The organism is Martelella sp. (assembly GCF_984369615.1).
This window is the reverse complement of the sequence record NZ_CFHTCS010000233.1, coordinates 1-7074: the sequence shown is the minus strand read 5'-3', so window position 1 is coordinate 7074 and position 7074 is coordinate 1. Positions and strand designations below refer to the sequence as shown.

Sequence of the window (7074 nt, the reverse complement as noted above, 5' to 3'; positions counted from 1 at the left end):
ATTTCATCGCCCGCCAGCCGATCGGCCGCATCGGCACGCCGGAGGAGATCGCCGACCTTGCCGTCTACCTTGCCGGCGCGACCTATACGACCGGCCAGGCCTATGCCATCGACGGCGGCTGGACCTGCTGACCGCTGCCCGAACCGACGCAAGACCGAGTGCAAGACATGACCACCATCACCGGATTATCCGTCCACGACCTGCGTTTTCCGACCTCCGCCAAGCTTGACGGTTCGGATGCCATGAACCCCGATCCCGATTACTCCGCCGCCTATGTCGTGCTCAAGACGGATGGCGACCATGAAGGCCACGGCCTGACCTTCACCATCGGCCGGGGCAATGAAGTGGTCTGTGCCGCGATCGCCGCGCTTGAAAACCGCGTGAAGGGGTTGAGGCTCGACTGGGTCGCCGAAAATCCGGGCCGTTTCTGGCGGCATGTCACCGGCGACAGCCAGCTGCGCTGGATCGGGCCGGACAAGGGCGCGATGCACCTGGCAACCGGCGCCGTGGTCAATGCCGTCTGGGACCTCATGGCAAAGACCGCGGGAAAACCGGTCTGGCAGTTCGTCGCCGAGATGACGCCGGAACAGCTCGTCTCGATCATCGATTTCCGCTACCTGACCGATGCGATCACGCCGGACGAGGCGCTCGCAATCTTCCGCAAGGCGGAGGCAGGCAAGGCGGAGCGGATCGCGGAGCTGAAGAAAAACGGCTATCCCTGCTACACGACCTCGGCCGGCTGGCTCGGCTACAGCCATGACAAGCTGCGTCGTCTGGCGCAGGAGGCCGTCGACAGCGGCTTCACCTTCATCAAGATGAAGGTCGGGCAGGACCGCGACGAGGATATTGCGCGGCTCAGGATCGTGCGCGAGGTGATCGGCGAGGATCGCACGCTGATGATCGACGCCAACCAGGTCTGGGAGGTCGATCAGGCGATCGACTGGGTGAAGGCGCTTGCGCCTTTCCGGCCCTATTTCATCGAGGAGCCGACAAGTCCCGACGATGTTGCAGGCCACAGGAAGATCCGCGAGGCCGTCGCCCCGGTGAAGGTCGCGACCGGCGAGATGTGCCAGAACCGTATTCTGTTCAAGCAGTTTATTGCCGGCGGCGCCATCGATATCGTCCAGATCGATGCCTGCCGCATCGGCGGGCTGAACGAGGTGCTCTCGGTTCTGGTGATGGCGGCGAAATACGGCCTGCCGGTCTGGCCGCATGCCGGCGGCGTCGGCCTTTGCGAATATGTCCAGCACCTGTCGATGATCGACTATCTCGTGGTTTCAGGCACCAAGGAAGGCCGAGTCATCGAATATGTCGATCATCTGCACGAGCATTTCGTCGATCCCTGCCGGATCGCGGGGGCTGCCTATATGCCGCCGCAAATGCCGGGCTTTTCGATTGAGATGAAGCCGGAAACGCTTCATAACTACGCGCATCCGACGTCTCAGGCGTCGAAAACGGGAGAATTGACATGAAACTGCTTCGCCTTGGCGCCAGGGGCGCCGAACGGCCCGCCATCCTGCATTCCGATGGCACCTACCGCGACATTTCCTCCGTCGTCGTCGACATTGCCGGCGACGCGCTGACGGCTGCCGGGCTGGCGCGCATTGCCGCCGCCGATATCGGCAGCCTGCCGGTTCTGCCGCAGTCGAGCCGTATCGGACCCTGCGTCGGCAAGGTCGGAAAGTTCATCTGCATCGGCCTCAATTATGCCGACCACGCGGCCGAGACCGGCGCCGAAATTCCGAAGGAGCCGATCGTGTTCATGAAGGCGACCAGCGCCATCATCGGCCCCAACGACGATGTCCGCATTCCGAGGAACTCGAAAAAGACCGACTGGGAAGTCGAGCTCGGCGTCGTCATCGGCAAGGAAGCTTCCTATGTCGATGAAGCCGACGCCATGGACCACGTCGCCGGCTATTGCGTTGTCAACGATCTCTCCGAGCGCGAATTCCAGATCGAGCGCTCCGGCCAGTGGGTGAAGGGCAAGAGCGCCGACACCTTCGGGCCGATCGGCCCCTATCTGGTGACGCGTGATGAGGTGGAAGACCCGCAGAGTCTCGCCATGTGGCTCGAGGTTGACGGTCACCGCTACCAGGACGGCTCGACCAAGACGATGATCTTCGGCGTCTCGCACCTCGTCAGCTATCTGTCGCAGTTCATGAGCCTGCAGCCCGGCGACATCATCACCACCGGCACGCCGCCCGGCGTCGGCATGGGCATCAAGCCGGAACCGGTCTATCTGAAGGAGGGCCAGACGATGACGCTCGGCATCGAAGGACTCGGCGAACAGAGCCAGAAGGCCGTCGCCTGGAACGCCTGATATCCTGCGCGACGGCGCGGGAAAACCCGCGCCGTCCTGCCGGTTGCCCGGTTCTGATCGGGCGTGTCGGTCTGGCCGCCCCCGAACGCCGCCGTCATGGATAGCGCGATGGCCGGAGCGCGCCCGCTTCCCTCGGGGCCATGTCCGCAGGATCGGAAGGTGTCGGCGCGTCCGGGCGACCCGAACATCTTTCCGATCTGACCTGCCATATTCGATCAACTCCCCAGCGCCTTCCGTGCTTCCGCCTCGCGGATCAGGACCGGTGATCGCGGTCCCTCGGACATCTTCTCGGCGCGAGGTATGTCCGGAGCACATATGAGGGCTGTCAAAGAGTCTTGTTGTCAACAAGCGTCATAACCTGTAATTGGTATTTGAAATGCCAATTACAGGTTATGACCGTCCATGCGTCTGACAAGCTTCACGGATTACGGACTTCGCGCGCTCATGCGGATGGCAAGCGACCCTGGTCGGGTGTTCTCGACGGCGGAGATCGCCGAAGAGTTCAACGTCTCCCGCAACCATCTCAACAAGATCATGCAGCGACTTGCCCATCGTGGGATCGTCGATACCCGAAGGGGGGCGGGCGGAGGCGCGGTGCTGGCGCGTCCCGCCGCCGACATCGGACTTGGCGAAATCATTCGGCTTCTCGAGGAGGATCAGTCTCTCGTCGAGTGCTTTTCGCCGACCGGCGATTGCAGCGTCACGCCGGTCTGTCGCCTCAAACATACGCTTGCTGCTGCTGAAGCAGCCTTTCTGGCCGAGTGTGATCGCAAGACACTCGCCGACATTGCCCTGCCGGCCTCGAAGCCGGCAATTGCCTGACTAAAGGAGGCACAGAATGTTCTCATTCAACCAACGAACCAGCCGGATCCTTGCGGGGCTCCTCGGGCTGTGCGCCGCCCTGGTCCCGGTCGCGGCCTCCGCCCATGTGAAGTGGTTTGCGCCCTATATCGTCGATGCCGCGCCAGCACCGCTCACGCGCACGCTGAGTGATCCCTATTTCTGGACCGGGATCGTCCTGGTCTTGGTCTTCTTCATCGCCGCGCGACTGATCGAGCGCAGCGCGGCCGGTGTCGCCACGCTGGATGCGATGGACCGGGTGACCGATCCGCTCTGGCAGCGCCTCGACGCCTTTGTCCGCATCGTCGTTGCCGGCTTCTTCGTGGCGATCTTCGCGGTCGGCGGCATTTACCTGACGCCCGACCTGCAGACGCCTGCCGAGTGGGTCAGCTGGCTGCAGCTTCTGATCGCCGCCGGCATCGTATCGCGCAAGACCATGCCGCTGTCCGCAGCGGGCATCATCTTCCTGTGGGTCCTCGCGCTGCGCGACTACGAATTCTTCCACCTGCTCGACTATCTGGCGCTCGGCGTCGCGGTTGCGGGCTATCTGGTGCTGGAGAGTTCCAGCCGCCCTGACTGGCGCAAGCATCGTTTCGAACTGTTGCGCTGGGGCGTGGCCGTCGCGCTCATGTGGTCGAGCCTCGAAAAATTCGCCTATCCGGAATGGTTCTATCCGCTGGTGGTCGAAAAGCCCTTCCTGACATTCGGCATTCCGCGCGACATGTTCATCCCGATGGCCGGCATCGCAGAGTTCACCATGGGCTTCGGCCTGCTGGCGACGCCGCTCATCCGCAGGCTTTCGGCGATCGCGCTTTTCGTGATCTTCAACGCCGCCGTCTTCCCCTTCGGCCGGATCGACCTGATCGGTCACGCGCTGATCATGGCGATTATCGTCGCCATTGCGGTCGACCATACAAGGGAGCTGCATTTCTGGGGCTGGATCAGGCGCTCGCTCATCGGCGTCCCGCTCGGCCTTGCCTCGGCGCTGGTGATTTTCGCAACCGCCTATTGGGGCCTTCATGCCGCTTTCTTCGGCCCGGACGCGCAGACCATGGCCGAGTTGCGCACCGAACAGGCCGAGATGGCGACCCACACCTTCTCGCTTGAGCATCCGCACGGGCCACTGGCTCTGGCGGATATGAACGGAGGCGACGACCGGCAGGGGGGCGACGCCCCGGACGCCGGCACCCTGACGGTGACCGAAGCCTATGAACAGTCGATGATGGGCATGCATGAAGAGATGATGGAAGGCTTGCGTCATGACGATCCCGACGTTGCCTTCGTGCTCGGCATGATCCCGCATCACCAGGGCGCGATCGACATGGCCCGCATCCAGCTCGTCGCCGGTTCGGATCGCACCAATATGGCGCTGGCGCAGCATATCATTGCGGAGCAGCAGAAGGAGATCGACGCGATGCGCGCATGGCTGCGCCGGCGCGGCGTTGAAAGCGAATGATGCACCGGCCACAGGTTGGCGATCGAGGAGGCGAGCGATGCGCTCGCTTCCTGGCGCCTTGTGTGGGGGGAGACGGCGGCCCTGCCGCCGGTATTATCCCCCGTCGGCGATGAACCTCATCTTTCGTCGGGAGACGGGACCCAGGACATGACGAATTTTCTGCTCGCGATCCTCGCTTTCCTTCTGGCTCATGTGGTTCCGCCGGCGCCGCCCGTGCGTGCCCGTTTGATCGCCCTCTTCGGGCGCCGTGTCTATCTCACGCTCTATTCTCTCGTGTCGACCCTGCTTCTGGTCTGGATCATCGTTGCGGCGCGACATGCGCCGTTGATTTTCCTCTGGTATCCCGCGCCCTGGCAGGCCCTTGTTCCGGTGATCGCGATGCCGTTCGCCTTCTGGTTCATCGCCGCTGGGCTTGCGGCGCAAAACCGGCTTTCCATCACCTTCCGGCGCAGTGGCGAAGCGGGCTCGCAAGGCCCGATCACCGCCATCACCCGCCACCCGGTGCTTGTCGGCTTTCTGATCTGGTCGCTCGCGCACATTCCGCCGAACGGGGATGTTGTGTCGCTGATCCTGTTCGGCGGCATGGGGCTGCTCGCCCTCGCCGGAACGGCGGTGCTCGACCGCCGGACGCGGCGTCGGCTCGGCGATGCCGAATGGGCGGCTATCCGCGCGCAAACCTCCATCCTGCCCTTTCTTGCAGTGCTTGAAGGGCGCGCGCATCTGCATGCGGACCGTAACTTCTGGCTCTGGACCGGCCTGGGGCTGGCCTTCTATGTCTGGTTCCTGTTGCAGGGCCACCGCCTGCTGATCGGCGTCGACCCGCTGGCCTGGCTCTGACCGCTTGCGCCGCGGAAAATGAACGGCATTATCCCGTAACCCGCGAGAAACCGGGACGCTACGCCGGGAGACGGCGATTCAGACGACAGCCTTGTCGCCCGTGCGGAAATGGACCTGCGGGTGACCGTGATGGGGCGAGATGCTGACAGCGGCAGCGACGCGGAAAACGCTCGCGATCAGCTCTTCCGTCAGGACGGTCTCCGGCGCACCGGCGGCGATCAGCGCGCCGTCCTTCAACACGATGATCCGGTCGCAGAACATCGCCGCGAGATTGAGATCGTGAAGCGCCACGATGCTGGTGAGGTTCAGCTGACGCACGGTCTGCAGGATCTCGATCTGGTGATGAATGTCGAGATGGTTGGTTGGTTCGTCGAGGAACAGAACCTGCGGGCTTTGTGCCAGCGCCCGGGCGATGTGGACGCGCTGCCGCTCGCCGCCGGAAAGCGTCTGCCAGGACTGGTGCTGAAGATGGGTCATGCCCACCTGCCGCAAGGCTCCGTCCACCGCCTCCTGATCGCTTGCGCGCCAGCCGGAAAGCGCGGAGCGGTGCGGCGTGCGCCCGAGCCTAACGACATCGCGCACGCTGACATTGGTGTCGGTCGCAGCGCTTTGCTGGACGAAGGCGACGTTGCGCGCCAGTTCGCGGCGCGGCACGTTGGCGATATCGCGGCCCTGAATTTCCACCTGGCCGCTCAGCGGCTGCTTCAGCCCCGCAAGCAGCCTCAGCAACGACGATTTTCCCGAGCCGTTCGGGCCGATCAGGCCGAGGGTTTCGCCCGCGCGCACCGCAAGGCTGACATCCCTGACGATGGTCTTCCGCTTCACGCCCCAGCAAAGTTTCCTGGCAATAACGGTCATGTCTGCGGCCTCGCGCGATAGAGGATGATCGCGAAGAAGGGGACGCCGACCAGCGCTGTGACGACGCCGATCGGCACGGTCTGCTGCGCGACGATGACGCGCGAGGCAATGTCGGCGATCACCATGAAGACCGCGCCGAGAATGGCGGAGGCCGGCAAGAGCCGCATATGCACCGGGCCGACGACATAGCGCGCGGCATGGGGAACCACCAGACCGACGAAGCCGATGGCGCCGACCTGGCTGACGATGGTGGCCGTCATCAGCGCGGTCACGGCGAACAGGACCAGCCGGGTGCGTGCGACCGGGATGCCAAGCGCCGCCGCATCCTCGTCGCCGAAGGTGAAGGCATCGAGCGCCCGCGCCATCAGAAAGCAGATCGCAAGGCAGAGCAGGAGCACGATCACCAGAAGGTGGAATTGCGGCCAGCGCACGCCGCCGAAACTGCCGAGCATCCAGAACATCACGCCGCGCGCCTGCTGGGCGCTGGCGGATGTGGTGACGATATAGGCCGTCAGCGCATTGAAGAGCTGCGAGGCCGCGACGCCGGCAAGAATAGTGTGGTTGGGACCGCTGGTTGCGCCGTTGGAAAGCAGGGCGACCACCGCAAAAGCGGCAAAGGCGCCCACGAAGGCGCCGAGCGAAAGCGAAACAGCGCCGGCGCCGATACCCAGAACGAGGACGGCAACGGCGCCGGTCGAGGCGCCTGCGGAGACGCCGAGCACGAAGGGCTCGGCCAGCGGGTTGCGCAGCAAGGCCTGCAGGA

General features: G+C 64.1%; 8 protein-coding genes. 6 read left to right on the top strand and 2 right to left on the bottom strand.

Going from position 1 to position 7074, the window contains the following annotated elements:
- The 6 genes from AC5DC2_RS16555 to AC5DC2_RS16530 form a co-directional block, all read left to right on the top strand.
- A partial coding sequence (locus tag AC5DC2_RS16555; protein ID WP_491699275.1) for an SDR family oxidoreductase occupies nt 1-131 on the top strand: 131 nt, incomplete at its 5' end.
- Nucleotides 132-167: 36 nt separating this feature from the next.
- Entirely contained in the window at nt 168-1472 is a 1305-nt protein-coding gene (locus tag AC5DC2_RS16550; RefSeq protein WP_491699274.1) for an L-fuconate dehydratase, read from the top strand.
- Entirely contained in the window at nt 1469-2320 is an 852-nt protein-coding gene (locus tag AC5DC2_RS16545; protein WP_024706231.1) for a fumarylacetoacetate hydrolase family protein, read from the top strand. Before AC5DC2_RS16550 ends, AC5DC2_RS16545 begins: the two co-directional genes overlap by 4 nt.
- A 402-nt stretch (nt 2321-2722) precedes the next feature.
- Nucleotides 2723-3142 carry an RrF2 family transcriptional regulator gene (locus tag AC5DC2_RS16540; protein ID WP_024706230.1) on the top strand — a complete coding sequence of 140 codons (420 nt, stop codon included), beginning with the start codon at nt 2723-2725 and terminating at the stop codon, nt 3140-3142.
- 16 nt (nt 3143-3158) lie between these two features.
- Nucleotides 3159-4616, top strand: a complete 1458-nt coding sequence (gene copM / locus AC5DC2_RS16535; protein ID WP_491699273.1) for a CopM family metallochaperone — start codon at nt 3159-3161, stop codon at nt 4614-4616.
- 147 nt (nt 4617-4763) lie between these two features.
- Nucleotides 4764-5453: an NnrU family protein gene (locus tag AC5DC2_RS16530; RefSeq protein WP_491699272.1), complete on the top strand. Its 690-nt coding sequence runs from the start codon at nt 4764-4766 to the stop codon at nt 5451-5453.
- 78 nt (nt 5454-5531) lie between these two features.
- Here the strand turns inward: AC5DC2_RS16530 and AC5DC2_RS16525 are convergent, their stop codons facing one another.
- Nucleotides 5532-6311 (bottom strand): ABC transporter ATP-binding protein, encoded by a 780-nt coding sequence (locus AC5DC2_RS16525; protein WP_491699271.1) that lies wholly within the window; start codon nt 6309-6311, stop codon nt 5532-5534.
- The coding region (locus tag AC5DC2_RS16520) for a FecCD family ABC transporter permease (protein WP_491699270.1) at nt 6308-7074 on the bottom strand (767 nt) is incomplete at its 5' end. The genes AC5DC2_RS16525 and AC5DC2_RS16520, both read right to left, overlap by 4 nt.

Bases quoted from the DNA above. Each gene is read 5' to 3' on its own strand.
- AC5DC2_RS16540 (WP_024706230.1), top strand. From the start codon at position 2,723: ATGCGTCTGACAAGCTTCACGGATTACGGACTTCGCGCGCTCATGCGG.
- AC5DC2_RS16530 (WP_491699272.1), top strand. From the start codon at position 4,764: ATGACGAATTTTCTGCTCGCGATCCTCGCTTTCCTTCTGGCTCATGTG.
- AC5DC2_RS16550 (WP_491699274.1), top strand. From the start codon at position 168: ATGACCACCATCACCGGATTATCCGTCCACGACCTGCGTTTTCCGACC.
- AC5DC2_RS16545 (WP_024706231.1), top strand. From the start codon at position 1,469: ATGAAACTGCTTCGCCTTGGCGCCAGGGGCGCCGAACGGCCCGCCATC.
- copM (WP_491699273.1), top strand. From the start codon at position 3,159: ATGTTCTCATTCAACCAACGAACCAGCCGGATCCTTGCGGGGCTCCTC.
- AC5DC2_RS16525 (WP_491699271.1), bottom strand. From the start codon at position 6,311: ATGACCGTTATTGCCAGGAAACTTTGCTGGGGCGTGAAGCGGAAGACC.